Origin of the sequence: Pseudomonas frederiksbergensis (genome assembly GCF_000802155.2) — a bacterium.
In the GTDB taxonomy this organism is placed as follows: Bacteria; Pseudomonadota; Gammaproteobacteria; order Pseudomonadales; family Pseudomonadaceae; genus Aquipseudomonas; species Aquipseudomonas frederiksbergensis_A.
In genome coordinates, this window is record NZ_JQGJ02000018.1 from 1 (window position 1) to 19621 (window position 19621).

Annotated in this window: 17 protein-coding genes; 4 read left to right on the top strand and 13 right to left on the bottom strand. The window is 61.0% G+C overall.

Annotated elements, in window-relative coordinates; all coding sequences use genetic code 11:
- Positions 1–105 precede the first annotated feature (105 nt).
- On the bottom strand, positions 106–1293 hold the full coding sequence (gene nhaA / locus JZ00_RS23900) for a Na+/H+ antiporter NhaA (protein WP_039593748.1): 1188 nt from the start codon (positions 1291–1293) through the stop codon (positions 106–108).
- Between the two features lie 264 nt (positions 1294–1557).
- On the opposite strand from nhaA, the gene JZ00_RS23905 reads away from it, so the two are divergent.
- Positions 1558–2652: a PLP-dependent cysteine synthase family protein gene (locus JZ00_RS23905; RefSeq protein WP_039593749.1), complete on the top strand. Its 1095-nt coding sequence runs from the start codon at positions 1558–1560 to the stop codon at positions 2650–2652.
- A gap of 52 nt (positions 2653–2704) precedes the next feature.
- On the opposite strand, the gene JZ00_RS23910 is transcribed toward JZ00_RS23905, so the two are convergent.
- The 3 genes from JZ00_RS23910 to JZ00_RS23920 all read right to left on the bottom strand — a co-directional run bounded on the left by JZ00_RS23910 (position 2705) and on the right by JZ00_RS23920 (position 5761).
- Positions 2705–4318: an NAD(P)/FAD-dependent oxidoreductase gene (locus JZ00_RS23910; protein ID WP_039593750.1), complete on the bottom strand. Its 1614-nt coding sequence runs from the start codon at positions 4316–4318 to the stop codon at positions 2705–2707.
- Between the two features lie 109 nt (positions 4319–4427).
- Complete coding sequence (locus JZ00_RS23915) at positions 4428–5102, bottom strand: COG3650 family protein (RefSeq protein ID WP_039593833.1); 675 nt, start codon at positions 5100–5102, stop codon at positions 4428–4430.
- A gap of 59 nt (positions 5103–5161) precedes the next feature.
- Complete coding sequence (locus tag JZ00_RS23920; RefSeq protein WP_039593751.1) at positions 5162–5761, bottom strand: short chain dehydrogenase; 600 nt, start codon at positions 5759–5761, stop codon at positions 5162–5164.
- A gap of 104 nt (positions 5762–5865) precedes the next feature.
- Between JZ00_RS23920 and JZ00_RS23925 the strand changes: the two genes are divergently transcribed.
- Positions 5866–6774 (top strand): LysR family transcriptional regulator, encoded by a 909-nt coding sequence (locus JZ00_RS23925; protein WP_039593752.1) that lies wholly within the window; start codon positions 5866–5868, stop codon positions 6772–6774.
- A gap of 115 nt (positions 6775–6889) precedes the next feature.
- Here JZ00_RS23925 and JZ00_RS23930 read toward each other — a convergent pair whose 3' ends face one another.
- From JZ00_RS23930 to JZ00_RS31095, 6 genes are all read right to left on the bottom strand, one after another.
- Positions 6890–7591, bottom strand: coding sequence for an ABC transporter ATP-binding protein (locus JZ00_RS23930; protein WP_039593753.1), 702 nt, complete (start codon positions 7589–7591; stop codon positions 6890–6892).
- On the bottom strand, positions 7592–8359 hold the full coding sequence (gene livG, locus JZ00_RS23935) for a high-affinity branched-chain amino acid ABC transporter ATP-binding protein LivG (protein WP_039593754.1): 768 nt from the start codon (positions 8357–8359) through the stop codon (positions 7592–7594). It abuts the gene before it with no gap.
- Positions 8356–9612, bottom strand: coding sequence for a high-affinity branched-chain amino acid ABC transporter permease LivM (locus JZ00_RS23940; protein WP_039593755.1), 1257 nt, complete (start codon positions 9610–9612; stop codon positions 8356–8358). The genes livG and JZ00_RS23940 overlap by 4 nt, the downstream gene beginning before the upstream one ends.
- On the bottom strand, positions 9609–10532 hold the full coding sequence (gene livH / locus JZ00_RS23945) for a high-affinity branched-chain amino acid ABC transporter permease LivH (RefSeq protein ID WP_014336891.1): 924 nt from the start codon (positions 10530–10532) through the stop codon (positions 9609–9611). Before livH ends, JZ00_RS23940 begins: the two co-directional genes overlap by 4 nt.
- A 230-nt stretch (positions 10533–10762) precedes the next feature.
- Complete coding sequence (locus JZ00_RS23950) at positions 10763–11890, bottom strand: branched-chain amino acid ABC transporter substrate-binding protein (protein WP_039593756.1); 1128 nt, start codon at positions 11888–11890, stop codon at positions 10763–10765.
- Positions 11891–11950: 60 nt separating this feature from the next.
- The gene (locus tag JZ00_RS31095; protein ID WP_160300879.1) at positions 11951–12199 is read right to left on the bottom strand and encodes a hypothetical protein; all 249 of its coding nucleotides are present in this window, start codon (positions 12197–12199) and stop codon (positions 11951–11953) included.
- 30 nt (positions 12200–12229) lie between these two features.
- Here JZ00_RS31095 and JZ00_RS23955 point away from each other — a divergent pair, with 30 nt between their 5' ends.
- Positions 12230–12535: a DUF2288 domain-containing protein gene (locus JZ00_RS23955; protein ID WP_039593757.1), complete on the top strand. Its 306-nt coding sequence runs from the start codon at positions 12230–12232 to the stop codon at positions 12533–12535.
- A gap of 232 nt (positions 12536–12767) precedes the next feature.
- Here JZ00_RS23955 and JZ00_RS23960 read toward each other — a convergent pair whose 3' ends face one another.
- Complete coding sequence (locus tag JZ00_RS23960) at positions 12768–14942, bottom strand: hypothetical protein (RefSeq protein ID WP_039593758.1); 2175 nt, start codon at positions 14940–14942, stop codon at positions 12768–12770.
- Between the two features lie 363 nt (positions 14943–15305).
- On the opposite strand from JZ00_RS23960, the gene JZ00_RS23965 reads away from it, so the two are divergent.
- Complete coding sequence (locus JZ00_RS23965) at positions 15306–16655, top strand: spinster family MFS transporter (protein ID WP_039593759.1); 1350 nt, start codon at positions 15306–15308, stop codon at positions 16653–16655.
- Between the two features lie 73 nt (positions 16656–16728).
- Here JZ00_RS23965 and JZ00_RS23970 read toward each other — a convergent pair whose 3' ends face one another.
- Positions 16729–18246 (bottom strand): MDR family MFS transporter, encoded by a 1518-nt coding sequence (locus JZ00_RS23970; protein ID WP_039593834.1) that lies wholly within the window; start codon positions 18244–18246, stop codon positions 16729–16731.
- A gap of 67 nt (positions 18247–18313) precedes the next feature.
- Positions 18314–19504: a 4-hydroxybenzoate 3-monooxygenase gene (gene pobA / locus JZ00_RS23975; RefSeq protein WP_039593760.1), complete on the bottom strand. Its 1191-nt coding sequence runs from the start codon at positions 19502–19504 to the stop codon at positions 18314–18316.
- Positions 19505–19621: the final 117 nt, after the last annotated feature.

Consider the following 19621-nt stretch of genomic DNA (forward strand, 5'->3'; position numbering starts at 1 on the left):
GCTTAAAGTGGCCATTACCGCAGCAATGGATATACACACCGACCGGGAATTGCTTAAAGGATCGCCACACCCCGGCGGCATAGCTATCCACCCGACAGCCAGGAATCAACCAGGCAATGCAGCCTGCTTACGACTGGCCGCCGCCGTCACCGCATAACCCAACAACGCCGCCAGAATCGACCCGGTGAGAATCCCCATCCGGTCCATGCCCGCATAGTCGCTGACACCCGGCTCAAACGCGAGGGAGCCAACAAACAGACTCATGGTGAACCCGATCCCACACAGGATTGCCACCCCCAGGATCTGCCCCCAATTAGCCCCGGCGGGCAGGCTGGCGATGCCGATCTTCACTGCCAGCCAAGTCAAGCCGAACACACCGACGGTCTTGCCCAGCAACAGGCCGATCGCAATGCCCATCGGTACATGATGGGTGAAACTCTCGGCGGTCACGCCGCTCAGGGACAGGCCCGCGTTGGCAAAGGCGAACAGCGGCAGGATGCCGTAGGCCACCCAGGGATGAAGGGCATGTTCGAGTGCCAGCAGCGGCGACGTTTCGGCGTTTTTCGTGCGCAGTGGAATGCAGAAGGCCAGCGTCACACCCGCCAGGGTGGCGTGGACGCCGCTCTTGAGCACGCAAACCCAGAGGATCAGCCCGACCACCATGTAGGGTCCGAGCTTGACCACGCCCATGCGGTTCATGGCCACCAGCGCCGCGATGCAAGCCGCAGCCAGGCCCAACGACAGCGTCGACAGGTCGCCTGAGTAGAACATTGCAATGATGACGATGGCGCCCAGGTCATCGATGATTGCCAGGGTCATCAGGAACAGCTTGAGCGACACCGGTACTCGCTTGCCCAGCAAGGCCAACACGCCGAGGGCAAAGGCAATATCGGTGGCTGTCGGGATCGCCCAGCCGGCCAGCGCGGCAGGGTTCTCGCGGTTGAGGAACCAATAGATGAGCGCCGGAACCAACATGCCGCCGATCGCCGCTGCGCCCGGCAAGACGATCTGCGACGGCTTCGACAGTTGTCCGTCGAGGACCTCGCGCTTGACTTCAAGACCGATCAGCAGGAAGAACAGCGCCATCAGGCCATCGTTGATCCACAGCAACAGGGGCTTGGCGATCTTCAAGGCGCCGGCCTGGGCCACCACCGGTGTGTCCAGCAAGCCGTTGTAAAGCCAGTCCAGCGGCGAATTGTTGATGACCAGGGCCAGGACGGCGGCAGCGATCAAGAGAAGGCCGCTCGCCGCTTCCAGTTGGAAAAAACGTGTCATAGAGCTACGTAGAGCCAAGACTGCTCTCCATTCATCGAATCAAAAGATGGGCTACCCTAACCCGTACTGTTAGTTGTTAAAACAAAAGTTATATTCTTTTTTGTTATATGCTGTTACAACGCTTGCGCCGGGCAATCGGGCAGTTGCCGGGCATATTGGACCTTAGCTGTACCTGTGCGGGATGTCGGTTTTTTCCTAAGCTGGCGTCTCGTATTTGCGAACCAGATCGTGCCCCGCGGCTATCGGTCTGCCTGCGTCGTACCGATCCAGCGAGAAAACACCATGAATGACCACCGTCAGTGGGCGCGTGAAGCCATCCGTATCATCGAAGCGGATTTCCAGCGCAGCGCCGATACGCACCTGATCCCGCTACCCTTGCCGGGACTGCCGGGCATAGAGCTGTATTTCAAGGACGAATCCAGCCATCCCACCGGGAGCCTCAAGCATCGATTGGCTCGCTCGTTGTTTCTCTATGCGCTGTGCAACGGCTGGCTCAAGCCCGGTGCGCCGGTGATCGAAGCCTCCAGCGGATCGACGGCGATTTCCGAAGCTTACTTTGCCCGATTGCTGGGCCTGCCCTTCATTGCGGTAATGCCCGCGAGCACCTCCCGGGAAAAAATCGCACAGATCGCCTTCTATGGCGGCCAAAGCCACTTGGTGGACGATCCTACGCAGATTTATGCCGAATCCGAACGCCTGGCGCGTGAGCATGACGGTCATTTCATCGATCAATTCACCTATGCCGAGCGCGCCACGGATTGGCGCGCCAACAACAACATCGCCGAGTCGATCTTCCAGCAGATGCGTTTCGAGCAGCACCCGGAACCGGCCTGGCTGATTTCCAGCCCCGGAACCGGTGGCACGACTGCTACCCTGGGACGCTACGTACGTTATCGCCAACACTGTACCCGTGTGCTGTGTGCCGACGCCGAACGCTCGGTATTTTTCGATTACTACCGCAGTGGCGACGCCAACCTGCGCCTGGATTGCGGCTCGCGGATCGAAGGCATCGGTCGGCCACGGGTCGAAGCGTCGTTCCTGCCCAAGGTCATCGATGCGATGGTCAAGGTCCCCGACGCCCTGTCCCTCGCGGCCATGCATTACCTGGCCCAGCGGCTGGGGCGCCGGGTCGGCGGGTCCAGCGGCACCAACCTGATCGGCGCATTGATCGCCGCGAAGGGAATGGTGGACGCCGGAGAGTCGGGGTCGATCGTGGCGATTTTGTGTGACGGCGGCGAGCGTTACGCCACGACTTATTACGATCCGGCGTGGCTCAAGGAGCAGGGGTACGAATTGGACGTATTGATCAGCGCCGTGGCTGCGTGTGCGGAGCGCGGAGAAGCGCTGCCGGAGAATGTGTTGCGGGCCAACATTTGAATCACTGCGATCGCCTGTGGGGGCGAGCAAGCCCGCTCCCACAGGTCCGGGGTCACGCCTCGAGACCGAGGATATCCCGTGCCACCGCTTCGGCAATGCGGATTCCATCCACGCCCGCCGACAGGATCCCGCCCGCGTAACCGGCGCCTTCGCCAGCCGGGAACAGGCCCTTCACATTCAGGCTCTGCAGCGTTTCGTTGCGAGTGATGCGCAGCGGCGATGAAGTGCGGGTCTCGATGCCGGTCAGCACGGCATCGTGCAGTGAATAGCCGCGGATTTGTTTCTCGAACGCCGGCAACGCTTCACGGATGGCTTCGATGGCGAAATCCGGCAGGGCCAGGGCCAAGTCACCCAAGGCAACCCCTGGTTTGTAGGACGGTTCGACGCTGCCCAGCGCCGTGGACGGCTTGCCGGCGATGAAGTCGCCCACCAGTTGCGCGGGGGCTTCATAGTTGCTGCCGCCCAGTACGAAGGCGTGGGACTCCAGGCGCTCCTGCAACTCGATCCCAGCCAGTGGACCACCCGGGTAATCCACTTCCGGGGTGATGCCTACAACGATGCCGGAGTTGGCGTTGCGCTCGTTGCGTGAGTACTGGCTCATGCCGTTGGTCACGACGCGGTTCGGCTCGGAAGTGGCTGCCACCACAGTGCCGCCCGGGCACATGCAGAAGCTGTACACGGAGCGGCCATTCTTGGCGTGGTGCACCAGTTTGTAATCGGCGGCGCCGAGCTTCGGATGGCCGGCGTATTTGCCCAGCCGTGCGCTGTCGATCAGCGATTGCGGGTGTTCGATGCGGAAACCCACCGAGAACGGCTTGGCTTCCATGTACACGCCACGGCTATGGAGCATGCGGAACGTGTCACGGGCGCTGTGGCCCAGGGCGAGGATCACATGTTTGGAATGGATCTGTTCACCGCTGGCAAGCTCGACACCGACCAATTGGCCATCTTCGATCAGCACATCGGTGACCCGCTGTCCGAAGCGGACTTCGCCGCCCAGCGCGCGAATCTGCTCACGCATGTTTTCCACGACGCCTGTCAGGCGAAACGTGCCGATGTGTGGCTTGCTCACGTAGAGGATTTCTTCGGGCGCCCCGGCCTTGACGAACTCGTGCAGCACCTTGCGGCCGAGGAATTTCGGATCCTTGATCTGGCTGTAGAGCTTGCCGTCGGAGAATGTCCCCGCGCCGCCCTCGCCGAATTGCACGTTGGATTCAGGGTTGAGCACACTTTTACGCCACAGGCCCCAGGTGTCTTTGGTGCGCTGGCGCACTTGCGGGCCGCGCTCGAGGATGATCGGCTTGAAGCCCATCTGCGCGAGCAACATGGCGGCGAAGATGCCGCACGGGCCGAAGCCGACGACGATCGGTCGTTCGCCCAGGTCTGCCGGTGCCTGGCCAACCATCTTGTAGCTGATGTCCGGCGCTTCGCTGACGTTACGGTCATCGGCGAACTTGCGCAGCACGCTGGCTTCATCGCGCACCGTCAGGTCGATGGTGTAGATGAAGCAAAGCTCGGAGGATTTCTTGCGTGCGTCGTAGCTGCGCTTGAACAAGGTGAAGTCGAGCAGGTCCTCGCTGGCGATGCCCAGGCGTTGCACGATGGCGGGACGCAGGTCTTCTTCGGGATGGTCGATCGGCAGCTTGAGTTCGGTGATTCGTAACATGACAGGATCCGGTTCGCGGGGCACACAACTGCGCCAGGGCGTGCTTCAAACCGGTGATTATAAGCTGCATTCCCTGTTTCCCGTGAGGTTAAAACAGCCGTGCAACGAGTCAGTCGTCCCGTGCACCACCGAAATAGGCACAACCGCGCTGGACCTGGCCGTTGACCCGCAGTTCAGCGCTCATGTGTTGCACGCTGCCGCTGGCGCTGTCGACGCAGCGCGCCGGGGTAACCCAGAGCTCGACTTTCTGGCCGTTGGCCTCGGTGCCGAGATTGAAGCGGCCATCGCCCAGTTGCTCCTCGACGTAGGGCACCGCCAGCGTTGGCTGGCCTTCGCGGTCCAGTACCAAGCCCTTGCCGCTGGCCTTGAGCACCCATTCCGGGCCGTGGCCCGCGGCGCGCAGGGCCAAGCGTTTGAAATCCACCTCTTCACAAGCCGTTCCCGAGCGCTCCAGGCGATACAACTGCTCGACGTCCAACTGGCTGTCGGTGCCGGCAGCCGCGCTGGAAACGATGCGACCCCGCATATCGGCAAACAGCTTGCCGCGATCATCCGCCAGGGTGGCGGCCTGTTGCAGGACGCTGGTGCCGCCGGTGTCATTGATGATGTAACGGCGCTGTTCCTGGCATGGCTGGAACACCAGTCTGCCATCCGCCGCCGTCAGTTCGCCTTGCATGCGCGTCTGCCCGGCATGGGATGCGCTCTGGCGCGGGGCATCGAGCAATTGGCAGCCGGCGAACAGCGGGAGGAGGGTGACAAACAACAGGGAACGAGCGGCACGCATCATTGGGTCTCCAGACAAGTGCCGTCACGTTACTCAGACTGTTCCTTCATCACAAGGGGTCAGCCCACGTGAAAGGTCTGTCCGGTTTGCTGGCCTTCGACACTCTTGGCGTAGGCCAATGCCACCTCCGCTGCGGGAACCGGCTTGTAGCCAGGGAAGTACGGCGCATATTTGTCCATGGCTTCCAGCAGCACATTCGGGCTCACCGAATTGATCCGCAGCCCACGTGGCAGTTCGATTGCCGCCGCGCGTACAAAACTGTCGAGGGCGCCGTTCACCAGCGCCGCCGAGGCGCCGCTCTTGATCGGGTCGTGGCTGAGCACGCCAGTCGTGAGGGTGAAGGATGCGCCGTCATTGGCGAATTCACGACCGATCAGCACCAGGTTGACCTGGCCCATCAGTTTGTCCTTCAAGCCGAGGGCGAAGCTCTCCTCGGTCATGTCGCCCAGGGGCGCGAAGGTGACGTTGCCTGCGGCACAGACCAGCGCGTCGAAGCGTCCGGTTTTCTGGAACATGGCGCGGATCGAGGCACTGTCGCTGATGTCCACCTGCACGTCACCGCTGTGGCGGCCGATGCGCACGATGTCGTGGCGGGGCGATAACTCGTTATCGATGGCCGAACCGACGGTGCCGTTGGCGCCGATCAACAGGATTTTCATGGCTGTTCCTCATTGGGGTTGAACGAGGTTGCAGTCTAGAGTGGATTTTCCTGGGGATAAGCGTGCTAATAGGAAACCTTTGGTTTTCAATTGGAAACAATCCAGTGAGCGAAATTGACGACCTTGCAGCGTTTGCAGTGCTGGTGGAGGCTGGAAGTTTCACCTTGGCGGCGCAGCAATTGGGATGCAGCAAGGGGCAACTGTCCAAGCGCATCAGTCTTCTGGAAGAGCGATTTTCGGTGCTGCTGCTCCAGCGTACGACACGACGCTTGAGCCTGACGGCGGCGGGGGCGGCGCTGCTGCCCCAGGCCCAGGCGTTGTTGGTCCAGGTGGAAAGGGCGCGTCAGGCGTTGGCGCGCCTGAAGGGCGATATTTCCGGGCCGGTGCGTATGACCGTTCCGGTTTCGTTGGGCGAAACGTTCTTTGAGGGGTTGCTTACGGAATTTGCCCACAGCTATCCCGATGTGCAGATCGAGCTGGAGCTCAACAACGGCTACCGCGACCTGTCCCGCGATGGCTTCGACCTGGCGATCCGCTCCGATGCGGCAATCGATGAGCGATTGGTGGCTCGCCCATTGTTGGCCTGGCATGAGATGACCTGCGCCAGCCCGGCCTACCTGGAACGCTATGGCGAGCCCGAGAGTCCCCACGCCTTGGCGGAGCACAAGTGCCTGCTCAACAGCCACTACAGTGGCCGGGAAGAATGGTTGTATCACCAGCAACACGAATTGCTCCGGGTGCGAGTGTCCGGGCCGTTTGCCAGCAACCACTACAGCCTTTTGAAGAAAGCCGCCTTGGCGGGCGCCGGCATTGCCCGTTTGCCGTCTTACCTGCTCAACGATGAATTGGCCGATGGACGCCTGCGCTGGCTGCTGCGCGACTATCAGACCCGGCGCATGCCGATGTACCTGGTCCACCCGTATCAGGGTGGGTTGCCCAAGCGGACGCAGGTGCTGGCTGATTATTTGATGGCGTGGTTCAAGAGGAGTGGGGAGGCGTTGGATCGGTTGTAGAGTGAAAGGCGCTATACCTGTGGCGAAGGAGCAAGCTTCCTCGCCACAGGTGTTTTCGCTGAACATCGGGGCGAAAAAAAACGGCCCGAAGGCCGTTTTTTTCATCGAGGCGGAATCAACCGCCCAGGTACGCCTCGCGCACTTTCGGGTCGGTCAGCAGCGCTTCACCGGTGCCTTGCATCACCACGTGACCGTTCTCCAGCACGTACGCCCGGTCGGCGATTTTCAGCGCCTGGTTGGCGTTCTGCTCCACCAGGAACACCGTCACGCCGTCCTTGCGCAGTTGTTCGATGATGTCGAAGATCTGCTGGATGATGATCGGCGCCAGGCCCAGGGAAGGCTCGTCGAGCAACAGCAGCTTGGGCTTGCTCATCAGCGCACGACCGATGGCGAGCATTTGCTGTTCGCCACCGGACATGGTGCCGCCGCGCTGGGTAAAGCGCTCTTTCAGGCGTGGGAAAAGGTGCAGGACCTTGTCCATCTGCTCCTGATAGTCGCCCTTGTCGGTAAAAAAACCGCCCATGGCGAGGTTTTCTTCCACGGTCAACCGGGCAAATACCCGACGACCCTCAGGCACCACGGCAATGCTCTTGCGCATGATCTTCGCCGAGTCCTGGCCCACCAGTTCCTCACCCATGTAGCGGATGCTGCCGCTGTGGGCCTGTGGCGAACCGCAAAGGGTCATCAGCAACGTTGACTTGCCGGCACCGTTGGCACCGATCAGCGTGACGATTTCGCCCTGGCGGACCTCGACGTTGACGCTGTGCAGCGCCTGGATCTTGCCGTAGAAGGTGGAAACGTTTTCGAACTGCAGCATTTACGCTTCCCCCAGGTAGGCTTTGATCACTTCAGGATTGTCGCGGATCTGTTCCGGCGTGCCGTCGGCCAGGGGGGTGCCCTGGTTGATCACGACGATGTGGTCGGAAATGCTCATGACCAGCTTCATGTCATGTTCGATCAGCAGCACGGTGACGTTGTGCTCCTCGCGCAGCACGCTGATCAGCGCCTTCAGGTCTTCGGTTTCCTTCGGGTTCAGGCCGGCGGCCGGTTCGTCGAGCATGAGGATCCGCGGGCGGGTCATCATGCAGCGGGCGATTTCCAGGCGACGTTGCTGCCCGTAGGCGAGGGTGCCAGCGGTACGGTTGGCGAACTCGGTGAGGTTGACCTTGTCCAGCCAGTACCCGGCGTACTCCATGGCCTCGCGTTCGCTCTTGCGGAACGCCGGGGTCTTGAACAGGCCGGCAAAGAAGTTGGTGTTCAAGTGACGGTGCTGGGCGATCAACAGGTTCTCGACCGCCGTCATGTCCTTGAACAGCCGCACGTTCTGGAAGGTCCGCACCACGCCCTTGCGGGCGATGTGGTGGCCGGGCAGGCCCTGGATCGGCTCGCCGTCCAGCAGGATGGTGCCGCCGGTGGGCTGGTAGAAGCCGGTCAGGCAGTTGAACACCGTGGTCTTGCCCGCGCCGTTCGGCCCGATCAATGCAACCACTTGTTTCTCTTTGACGGTCAGGGCCACGCCGTTGACCGCCAGCAAGCCGCCGAAGCGCATGCTCAGATTTTCAACCTTTAGGATCTCGCGGCTCATTTGCGCAGCTCCATGTGGGGGCGTTGCATAGGCAGCAGACCTTGAGGACGCCAGATCATCATCAGCACCATCAAGGCGCCGAACATCAACATGCGGTATTCACTGAATTCACGCATCATTTCGGGTAGCAGGATCATCACGATCGCCGCCAGGATCACGCCCAACTGCGAGCCCATCCCGCCCAGCACCACGATGGCGAGAATGATCGCCGACTCGATGAAGGTGAAGGACTCGGGCGTCACCAGGCCTTGGCGAGCCGCGAAGAAACTACCGGCGAAACCGGCGAACGCTGCGCCAAGGGTAAAGGCCGACAGTTTGATCACGGTCGGGTTGAGACCCAGGGCACGGCAGGCGATTTCGTCTTCACGCAGCGCTTCCCACGCACGGCCGATCGGCATGCGCAGCAGGCGATTGATGACGAACAGCGCGGCCAGGGCCAGGAGCAGGGCAACCAGGTAGAGGAAGATCACCTTGTTGATCGAGTTGTATTGCAGGCCGAAGTACTCGTGGAAGGTCTGCAGGCCTTCGGCGGCTTTACGCTCGAAGGTCAGGCCGAAGAAAGTCGGCTTCTCGATATTGCTGATGCCGTTCGGGCCACCGGTAATGTCGGTCAGGTTGCGCAGGAACAGACGGATGATCTCGCCAAAACCCAGGGTTACGATCGCCAGGTAGTCGCCGCGCAAGCGCAGGACCGGGAAACCCAACAGGAAACCGAAGGTGGCGGCCATCATCCCGGCGATCGGCAGGCAGATCCAGAAGCTCAGGCCGAAGTAGTGGGACAGCAGCGCGTAGCTGTAGGCGCCGACGGCATAGAAGCCGACGTAGCCCAGGTCCAGCAGCCCGGCGAGGCCTACGACGATGTTCAGGCCCAGGCCCAGCATCACGTAGATCAGGATCAGCGTGGCGATGTCCACCGCGCCGCGCGAACCGAAGAACGGCCACACCAGTGCCACGACGATCAGGCCCAGGACGATCCAGCGCTGGGTCGATGGCAGGGTCAGGAAGTTGCTGGCCTTGGCCGGGATTACCGGAACGCCGGGCGATGCCTTCCATGCGGCGCTGATCTGGGTGCTGAACAGCACGCGCAGGAACATCAGCACGGAGCACACGGCGATGGTGGCGAGGATGGCCGGGCTGGTGCCGTGCACTTCCAGGTTGATGCCGACGATGGTCAGTTTGAGACCGAGTACCGGGTAGGCCACGGCCCAGACCAGCAGGGCGCTGAAAAGCGCCGATTTGAGATGCCTAGTCATACTTTTTCAACCTCCGGGCGGCCCAGGATGCCGGTCGGCCGGAATAACAGAACCAGAACCAACAAGCCGAACGCTACGACGTCCTTGTACTGGTCGCCGAAGATGTCGGCGCCAAAGGCTTCCGCCACGCCCAGCACCAACCCGCCGAGCATGGCGCCGGGGATGCTGCCGATGCCGCCCAGTACCGCGGCGGTGAAGGCTTTCAGGCCGACGAGGAAGCCGGCGTTGGGGTTGATCACGCCGTATTGCATGCTCAACAGCACCGCCGCGATGGCCGCCAGGGCCGCACCGATGACGAAGGTCAGGGCGATGATGTTGTTGGTGTTGATGCCCAGCAGGTTTGCCATCTTGATGTCCTCGGCGCAGGCACGGCAGGCGCGGCCCAGGCGGGAACGGGAGATGAACAGCGTCAGGCCGAGCATGGCGACCAGGGTCACCACGAACACCACGATTTGCATGTAGGAAATCAGCACTTCATGTGCCCCGCCTGGCCCGATGGCGAAGTTGCCCGGAATCAGGTTGGGAATGGATTTGTCCTTGGAGTCTTGCGAAAGCAGTACCGTGTTCTGCAGGAAAATCGACATACCAATGGCGGAAATCAGCGGGATCAGACGGTTGCTGCCGCGCAGGGGGCGGTAGGCGATCCGTTCGATGCTGTAGCCATAGGAACTGGTGACCACGATGCTCGCGATGAAAGCCGCGGTCATCAACAGCGGGACACTGTCGAGTCCCATCATGGCCAGCCCGGCGATGGCGATGAACGCCACGTAGGAGCCGATCATGTACACCTCGCCGTGGGCGAAGTTGATCATTCCAATGATGCCGTAGACCATCGTATAGCCGATGGCGATCAGGGCATACGTGCTGCCAACGGTCAGGCCGTTAACCAGCTGCTGGAAGAAGTGATAGATGTCAGGCATTACAGCGCTCCTAAAAACCTGATACGCATTTCACTGGTGGAGTCATTTTCCCGCCCGGGGCCCGTGGATCTTCATCCACTTCGAACACGGGTTTTGCCAGCGAACCGCTGATGACGGTTTTGAGATTTTCAGGTGGGGAGACTGGCGGATCACGCCAGCGCGGCCCAATACATTCAAAACAAAGCCCACGGCACGCCGTGGGCTTTATTGGCAGTCAGTCAGGCAGGGCCTTACTGAGGCGAAGCTTCGGTTTTAGGTTTGCCGAAATGCCACTCGTAAACCACGAACTTGAAGTCCTTCAGGTCGCCGTTCTTGTCGAAGCTCAAGTCACCGGTCGGCGTCTTGAAGGTGCCGGCGTGGATGGCTTCAGCCACTTTTTCCGGGTCTTCGCTTTTGGTGGAAGTGATGGCCTGGGCGATCACTTGCACAGCGGAGTAGGACGGGAACACGAACGGACCGCTCGGGTCTTCTTTCTTGGCCTTGAACGCGTCAGCCAGGGCGACGTTGGCTGGATCCTGGTCGAAGGATTTCGGCAGGGTCACCAGCAGGCCTTCGGAAGCTTCCTTGGCGATTTGCGAAATGGAGTCGTTACCCACGCCTTCCGGACCCATGAACTTGGCCTTCAGGCCTTTTTCCTGGGCTTGACGCAGGATCAGGCCCAGCTCTGGGTGGTAGCCGCCGTAGTAGACGAAGTCGACGTTGGCTTGCTTGAGCTTGGCGATCATCGAGGAGAAGTCTTTGTCGCCGGCGTTTACGCCTTCGAATACGGCAACCTTGGTGCCTTTCTTCTCGAGGGTGGCTTTCACCGCGCTGGCAATGCCTTCACCGTACTGCTGTTTGTCGTGCAGGACCGCAACGACTTTCGGCTTGACGTGGTCGGCGATGTAGTTGCCGGCCGCTGGGCCTTGGGCGCTGTCCAGGCCGATGGTGCGGAAGATCATCTTGTAGCCACGGGCGGTGATGTCCGGGCTGGTGGCCGCTGGAGTGATCATGATCACGCCTTCGTCTTCGTAGATGTCCGAAGCCGGCTGGGTGGAGCTGGAGCACAGGTGGCCGATGACGAACTTGACGCCGTCGTTGACGACTTTGTTCGCGACCGCGACCGCTTGTTTCGGATCACAGGCGTCGTCGTATTCAACGGCGACCAGTTGCTTGCCGTTGACGCCGCCCTTGGCGTTGATTTGCTCGATCGCCATCTTGGAGCCGCTGAACTGCATGTCGCCGTATTGGGCTACAGGGCCGGTTTTCGGGCCGGCGATGCCGATCTTGATGGTGTCGGCGGCAAACGAATGGCTGGCAACCCCGGCCAGAACCATAGCGGCAAACAGTTTGGAAATCTGCTTAGTAGCCTTAGTCATAGTGCTCCACTCATGCTGTTGTAGTTTTTATAGTCCTGGCGCCGTAGCAGCAGAACCGGGTCAGATATCTTGGATATCCTCGCGGAAAATGCCCCCGGCAACTGTACCGGTACAGTGTAGAGCGCCGATTGTTGGCAAGGGAAGCTGGCGCTTGGGGGCAAAACCTGAGGGTGTCGCTTTATTGAAAGAAAAAGACAGATTCGCGGCGGGGTTTGTCCGGTCAAATCGGCAATCCTTGGCTTTGCTGCGCTTTTCGATCGATGCTGCAATTGCAACCGGGTTTTGCTGCCAGACCACCGACGTTATCATTCGCGCCGATTTCTTTTCCGGACAGCTCCCATGAATCAAGAACCTAGCACCCTCTATGCCAAATTGCTCGGTGAAACCGCATCTATCACCTGGAAAGAGCTGGAGCCGTTCTTTGCCAAGGGTGCCCTATTGTGGGTCGACCCGGCATTGGATCTGATCGCCGCAGCCGAAGCCGTTGCCCAGGACGAAGGTACCAAAGTCGCCGCCTGGCTGGGCGCCGGGCAGGTCGCCAAGCTATCTGAAACGCGGGCGCTGGATTTTTTCGAGCGTGATCCACAACTCTGGGCCGTGGTGGTTTCGCCTTGGATCATGATCCAGGAAAGGGCATCGAATTGATCGATGCACCAAATTGAATCGTCCCGTGGCCCGGTTGAAAGTGTGTAGGTGAGTAGCGAGACGTCAGCCTGCCGTGGCGAAACGCCACAAGGCAGGGTGACGTATACGTAACGGGAACAGTTTATCGAGCAGCCTTTTGGCTGCTTAATTGTTTCTGGATGTTGTTTCTGCGGTGTCGCTCAAGGCCCCTTCGCGAGCAGGCTCGCGAATCGGGGCGATACGGTGGCCTGCCTCAATAACTCTTGCCCGTATGGTTATTGAGGGAAATAACCTTGGTCTTGCCGATCCGGTGACGGTAGATCTCGCGCAGGTACTTGATGGATTTCTTCACGCAATCCCGGGACAGGCGGATGTCGTTGATCGAGACGAACTTCTCCTTGTCGCTGATCAGCTCACGGTACTTCTTCTCGTACATCGGCTTGATCGCGTACCAGTTGGTGTCGAGGATCTTGGCCGGGTTCTCGAATTCATTGAGCAGATCGTCGATGCGTGCTTCGTCGAAGTCTTCATTGATGATGAAGTCCAGGATCGAATTGTCCAGCGTCTCGTCGAAGCGGTACGGGGTGCGGGCGAAGCAGCGCTTGATAAACGCCACGATCAGGGTCAGGAAGTCGTCCGACAGGCACGGGCTCTTGGCGATCAGGGTGGTCAGCGACAGGTTGGCCGAGGCGCCGATCACCAACGCGTAGCGCTTGAGGGTAGTGTTGGGGAACAGGCTGTTGAGGTGGGTCTTGAGCCGGTTCAGGTCCATGTAGGACAGTTTGTAGTCCTTCGGCAACGAGACGATCGATACCACCGACGAGCAATTCTTGAAGAAGTGCAGGTCGTGCAGGGCCGCAGCGTCGTAGCCGGAGTTCTTGTATTGCTCCAGCGAGGCGCGGTAACGCTTGGACTCGATGGGCAACAGGCTGATGCCCTCGATGGCCTGGGTGACTTTGTTGAAGTGCGGCAGGTCGATGGAGCGGAAGAACAGGTCGTCGATGTTCAGGCGCGGCGGCTCTTTCTCGAATACCTTGAACTTGTCACCGCTCGGCGCCGGCGTTTCCGGGACGACAGACTCGGCATAGGCGATTGCCACCGGGCCGGCCAGGCTCATGAACAAGTCGTTGGCGTCCAGGCGAATGGTTTCGCCGATGTCGATGCCGGCGCGACGGAAGTAGTTCTGGTCGTAGTCGGTGGTGACGGCCTGGGCCGTCAGGATGTTGAAGATCTGCTGGGAGATGTATTGGTTGGCGTGCTTCTCCATGGCATTGACATCAATGTTCTGGATGTTGCCGTCATCGCTTTCTTCGGCGTAGCGCATGATGTCGTTGGAGATCAGCATCATCGCGTTCCATGGACGGATACGCCCCATCACGCTGGCTTCGCTGCTGTCTTCGTTGGCGAAGTTGTACGAGAAATCCCATTCTTCCGAGAGGTATTTGCACAGCAGGCGTCCGGCGTTGATGTGCAAGGCCTCGGACATTTCGCTGCGATGGTCGGAAATGTTCGGCAGCACGCAGATGCCGCTGGTGAAGATCGGCTCGAAGACGAAGGAATGGCCGCTCTTGCTGTCATGCTCGTCCATCGGCTTGGTGTCGAACGTCTTGTTCATGTACGAGTACTGCTGGGCCAGGCCGAACTCCGAGGCCATGCCCGAACCGGTGCCGCCGCCGGCACTGAAGATCGAGAAATACAGGCGCGACTGGTTGGCCTTGATGCCGCAGCTGTCGATCAGGTACGAGTGGATCATTTTCCAGTCGGGGCTGGAAAAACGCTGGGTGTCCTTGTTCAGGATGATCTTGGCCAGGTACTGGCCGAGGATCGGCGCGTTACCGGCACCGCCGGCATGGACTTCCGAAAGGTCCATGATTTTCATTTTGCTGTAGTCGCGCAAAAAGCCACTTTTCTCGCCCTTGCGCGAGAAACGGATGCGCCCGGCGATGTCCTTGTCCAGGTCGCCGAGCATGACCAGCGGTTCCACCAGGAACACCGGTTTGCTGGCCTTGCCGGTGCCCAGGCGCAGGTTGCGCATCCACTGGGCCGGGCGATAGCTCTTGTCACCGTAGTTCTTGTCTTCGGCGTTGAATTCGTTGAGGTAGAACTTGCGGGCGTTGTAGACCAGCTCCGCGACGTCCAGGGCGATATTGGACCCGCAGCGCCCCAGGCCGATCAGGCACACCGAAGGGAATTCCTGCTGGCCACGTTCGCTCTCGTCGTCCACCAGATGCGGCGGGCGCGGGAACACGGCATCGCGCAGGCCGTCGAGGTTGTCGAGGATGCGGTCGGTGTTGGTCTCGGTGAAATACAGGTATTGCTGGGTGGCCAAGGATCGTGAGCTGCTCGACAGTGTCGAGGTTTCAGGGCCGTTGGCGGCTGGGCTCAGGGTCAGATCGGAAACCGCAGTGGCTGTTTTTTTGGAGGTCATTGTGCGCCGTATGCCTGGACTGGTCGGATCGACGATCTGGGTCGTCGAACCATCGCGAATGGGAACTCGCGTCCTTTGATGGCGACGCGAGTGTCGGCCCAAGCGTTCAGGGCTGCAGCCTGAGCAGCGCTCGGGAGAATCTATTCCTGATCATGTTGGATCGGCCATCGCCCGGCGTTCTTTAATCATGAACAGGCAAAATGATGGCAATTGTTACAGCAAATTGACCAACGTCATGAAACACGCCCTGCGCCATGGTTCGGTATCAGCCATGCGAATGATTGGAGACAGCTCGCGCCCGGCTGTCTAGATTGCAGACTCCGGGCTCGGATGCCTCGCCCAACAATAAAAAGAGACGGACCCATGCAGAACTCGACCCAAGCGGCGAATGCCTGGCGCATTCTGTTCCTGCTGTTCCTGGCCAACCTGTTCAATTTCTTCGACCGTACCATCCCGGCGATCATCATCGAACCGATCCGCATGGAATGGAGCCTGAGCGACTTCCAGATCGGCATCATCGGCACCGCGTTCACCATCGTCTATGCCATTGCCGGCTTGCCGCTGGGGCGTATGGCCGATACCGGCTCGCGCAGCAAGTTGATGGGCTGGGGCCTCGCGGCCTGGAGTGGACTGACGGCGGTGAACGGCCTGGTGGGCAGTTTCTGGGCGTTCCTGGTGGTACGCATGGGCGTGGGCATCGGCGAGGCCAGCTATGCACCGGCGGCCAACTCATTGATTGGCGACCTGTTCCCGGCTCACCGCCGGGCGCGGGCGATGGGTATTTTCATGCTGGGGCTGCCGATTGGGTTGCTGCTGGCATTCTTTACCATTGGCGCGATGGTCAAGGCCTTCGACAGCTGGCGTGCACCGTTCTTCATTGCAGCGGTGCCGGGGTTGGTGCTGGCGGTGTTCATGTTTTTCATCAAGGAGCCCAAGCGCGGCGCGGCGGAAACCGTGCAAGTGTCCCAGGAAAAGGTCAATAAACCGGTTCGCCGAGTGCTGGCGATTCCGACCTTTCTCTGGTTGGTGCTGGCGGGGCTTTGCTTCAACTTCGCCACCTATGCCTGCAACTCGTTCCTGGTGCCGATGCTGCAACGTTATTTCGGGATGCCGCTGCACGAGGCGGCCGTGGCCACCGGCATCATGGTGGGCGTGACGGGATTGTTCGGTCTGACCCTGGGCGGCTGGGTCGCGGACAAGATCCACCAGCGCGTGCCCAACGGGCGCCTGCTCTTTGCAGCGTTCAGCCTGGCCATTTCCACCGTCACCACGGCGTGGGCCCTGCATGCCGGGCGCATAGAGATCGGTGTGTTCGTGGCGGTGTTCAGCGTCGGTTGGCTGTTTGCCTATAACTTCTATACCTGCGTCTATACCGCGATCCAGGACGTGGTTGAGCCGCGCCTGCGCGCCACGGCGATGGCCTTGTATTTTGCCGGGCTGTATTTGCTCGGCGGCGGCCTGGGGCCGGTGGTGGTAGGCGGCCTGTCCGACTACTTCGCCCACACGGCAATGGCGGCCGCAGGCGCCCCGCAAATGACCGAAGCGTTCAAGGCCATCGGCCTGCACGACGCGATGTACCTCATCCCGGTGGCGCTGCTCCTGACCATGGTGTTCCTGTTCCTGGCGTCACGCTGTTTCGTGCGCGATGCCAAGCGGATGAAGGATGGGATGAGTGCAGTGGTGGTGCCGGAGGGTGTGGTGGCGACAGCCTAGTGCGATTTTGTGACAACGGTGCTTTTGTGGCGAGGGAACAAGCTCCCTCGCCACAGAGGTGGTGTGTTACAGGTTACTCAGCCTTGTCATCCCGGCCTCGCAACAGGCGGTTGGGCATCGCCAACGCTGCCGCCAACCCCAGCAGCGACACCGCCGCGCTAATCATAAGCAAGTGCCGGAACGTCGCCTGCAATTCTCCACGCAAGGCATTCCGTGCCTCGCCCGGGGCAGCGTTTAGGCCATCGAGCAGCACGTTGCCGGAATGCCCTTCGCCGAGCAGCGACGAACCGGCGAGTTGGGCGAAGCTTGAATCCTGCAGCAAGGCCAGCAGCAACGCCGACATCAAGGCCACGCCCACCGCGCCGCCGAGAGAGCGGAACAGGTTGGTGGTGCTGGTGGCGACGCCGATGTCCCGTTGCTCCACCGCATTCTGCGAGCCCACCAGCGACGTGGGGAATTGCATGCCGGAGGCGATGCCGCTGAGCAACATGAACAGGCTGCTCAGCCAGAACGCAGCGGGCGGCGTGAAGGCCATGCCGAGGATCGCGAACGGAAAGAGCAGGGCGCCGCTGAGGATTATCGGTTTGTAGCGCCCGGTGACCGAGGTCCGTCGACCGGCGAAATACGCGCCGATCGGCAGCCCCATCGCCAACGGCAACAAGTGCAAGGCCGCGCTGTCGGCACCGGCGCCGGTCACGCTCTGGAAGCGCAACGGCACCAGCACCGTCAGGGAAATCGCCTGGAAGCTGGTGAAAAACACCGTGCACCAGCACAGCACCGCGCTGCGGTTCACGAACAAGTGCATGGGCAGCAACGGCTCGCGGGCGCGGCGTTCGTGCCAGGCGAAGAGACCCAGCACAACCACGGCGCCACCCAGCAGCCCGAGCACCTCGCGGCTGTGCCAGGCGTGGCCCTGGCCGACCTGGGTAATGCCTGATAACAGGGATGTCAGGCCGATGATCAGCAACACGGTGCCCAGGTAGTCGATGATCGGCGTGCGTTGCGGCACCGGCAGCCCCACCAGGGCGCGCCGGGCCACCAGCCAGGCGCCCAGGCCCAGCGGCAGGTTGATCCAGAACACCCAGCGCCACGACAGGTACTCGGTCATGTAGCCGCCCAGCACCGGCCCGGCGACGCTGGCCACCGCGTACATGCTGCTGAAATAACCCTGGTAGCGACCGCGCTCGCGGGGCGCGATGATGTCGCCGATGATCGCCTGGCTCACCGAAATCATGCCGCCAGCGCCGATGCCCTGGAGGATCCGCGCCAGCACCAATTGCTCCATGTTCTGGGCCAGGCCACAGAACAGCGAAGCGAGGGTAAACAGGCCCATGCCGAACAGCATCAGCGGCCGCCGGCCATACAAGTCGCCCAACTTGCCGTAGATCGGCACCGCCACGGTCATGGCGACCATGTAGCCGGAGATCACCCAGGCCAGCAGGCTGACGTCCTTGAACTGCGCGGAAATGGCCGGCATCGAGACCGCGACGATGGTCTGGTCCAGCGCACCGAGGAAAATCGCCAGCATCAGCGCCACCAGCACGCTGCGGATGGCGGGTTGCGGGGCTTGAGGCGTATCGAGCTGAGTCAAGGCAAGACCTGCGGGCATCGCGCCAGGCGGCGCGGGGACGAAGCCCGCAGTTTAAATCGGTAGCCGGCTATTCGATAGCCTCGTAAGGAAGGCCGACGTAGTTTTCCGCGATGGTCTTGCGGCCCGCCTCGGAGTCGACAAAGTACTCCAGCTCCGCTTCGCTGATGCGCTGGTTGAACGCATCGTCATCGAAGCGGTGCAGCATCGAGGTCATCCACCAGGAAAATCGTTCGGCTTTCCAGACCCGTCGCAGGCAGATTTCGGAATAGCGTTCCAGCAGATCCACACGGCCGTCGCGATAGACCTTGAGCAAGATGTTGAACAATGTGCTGACGTCGCTGGCGGCCAGGTTCAGCCTATTGGCGCCGGTCGGCGGGACGATGTGGGCGGCGTCGCCCACCAGGAACATCCGTGCGTATTGCATCGGTTCGACAACGAAGCTGCGCAGCGGCGCGATGCTTTTTTCGATGGAGGGGCCGGTCACCAGCGCTTCGGCCAGATCGGCGGGCAAGCGGTTTTTCAGTTCGGCCCAGAAACGCTCGTCCGGCCAGTCGGTCACTTGTTCGGTGGCGGGCACCTGCAGGTAATAACGGGTGCGAGTCCGCGAGCGCATGCTGCACAGGGCAAAGCCCCGCTCGTGGCGAGCGTACACAAGTTCTTCATGGACGGGCGGGGTGTCGGCGAGAATGCCGAGCCAACCGAACGGGTAGACGCGTTCGAAGACCTTGAGTTTTTCCGCCGGGATCGATTGCCGCGCCACGCCATGGAAACCGTCGCAGCCGGCGACGTAATCGCAGTCCAGGCGCCAGGTTTCGCCGGCGTGTTCGAAGGTCACGAAGGGGTGATCGGTCGTGAGGTCGTGGGGCTGGGCATTGTCGACCTGATACAGCGTCCGCGCGCCTGATGCCTCGCGCGCCGCCATCAAGTCGCGGGTGACTTCGGTCTGGCCGTAGACCATGACGTTCTGCCCGCCGGTCAGGCCCTTGAGATCAATGTGCACGCGGCGGCCGTTGAGGACCAGTTCAAAGCCATCATGGGGCAGGCCCTCGGCGTCCATGCGCTGGCCGACTCCGGCCTGGCGCAGCAGTTGCACCATGCCCTGCTCGAGTACACCGGCGCGGATGCGGCTGAGTACGTAGTCGGGCGTCTGGCGTTCGAGGATCACGGTGTCGATCCCGGCGTTGTGCAATAACTGGCCGAGCAGCAGCCCAGAGGGGCCGGCGCCGATAATGGCGACTTGGGTCTTGAGGGTTTTCATTGTTGTTATGACTCGCAAGAGGCACGCGACCAGGGTCGACGTTTATTTTTAGTAATCCTGGCGTGCATTTTTCGCTTGCGGACCTGTCAATTGAAGGGGAAAACTGCGCTGAAACCT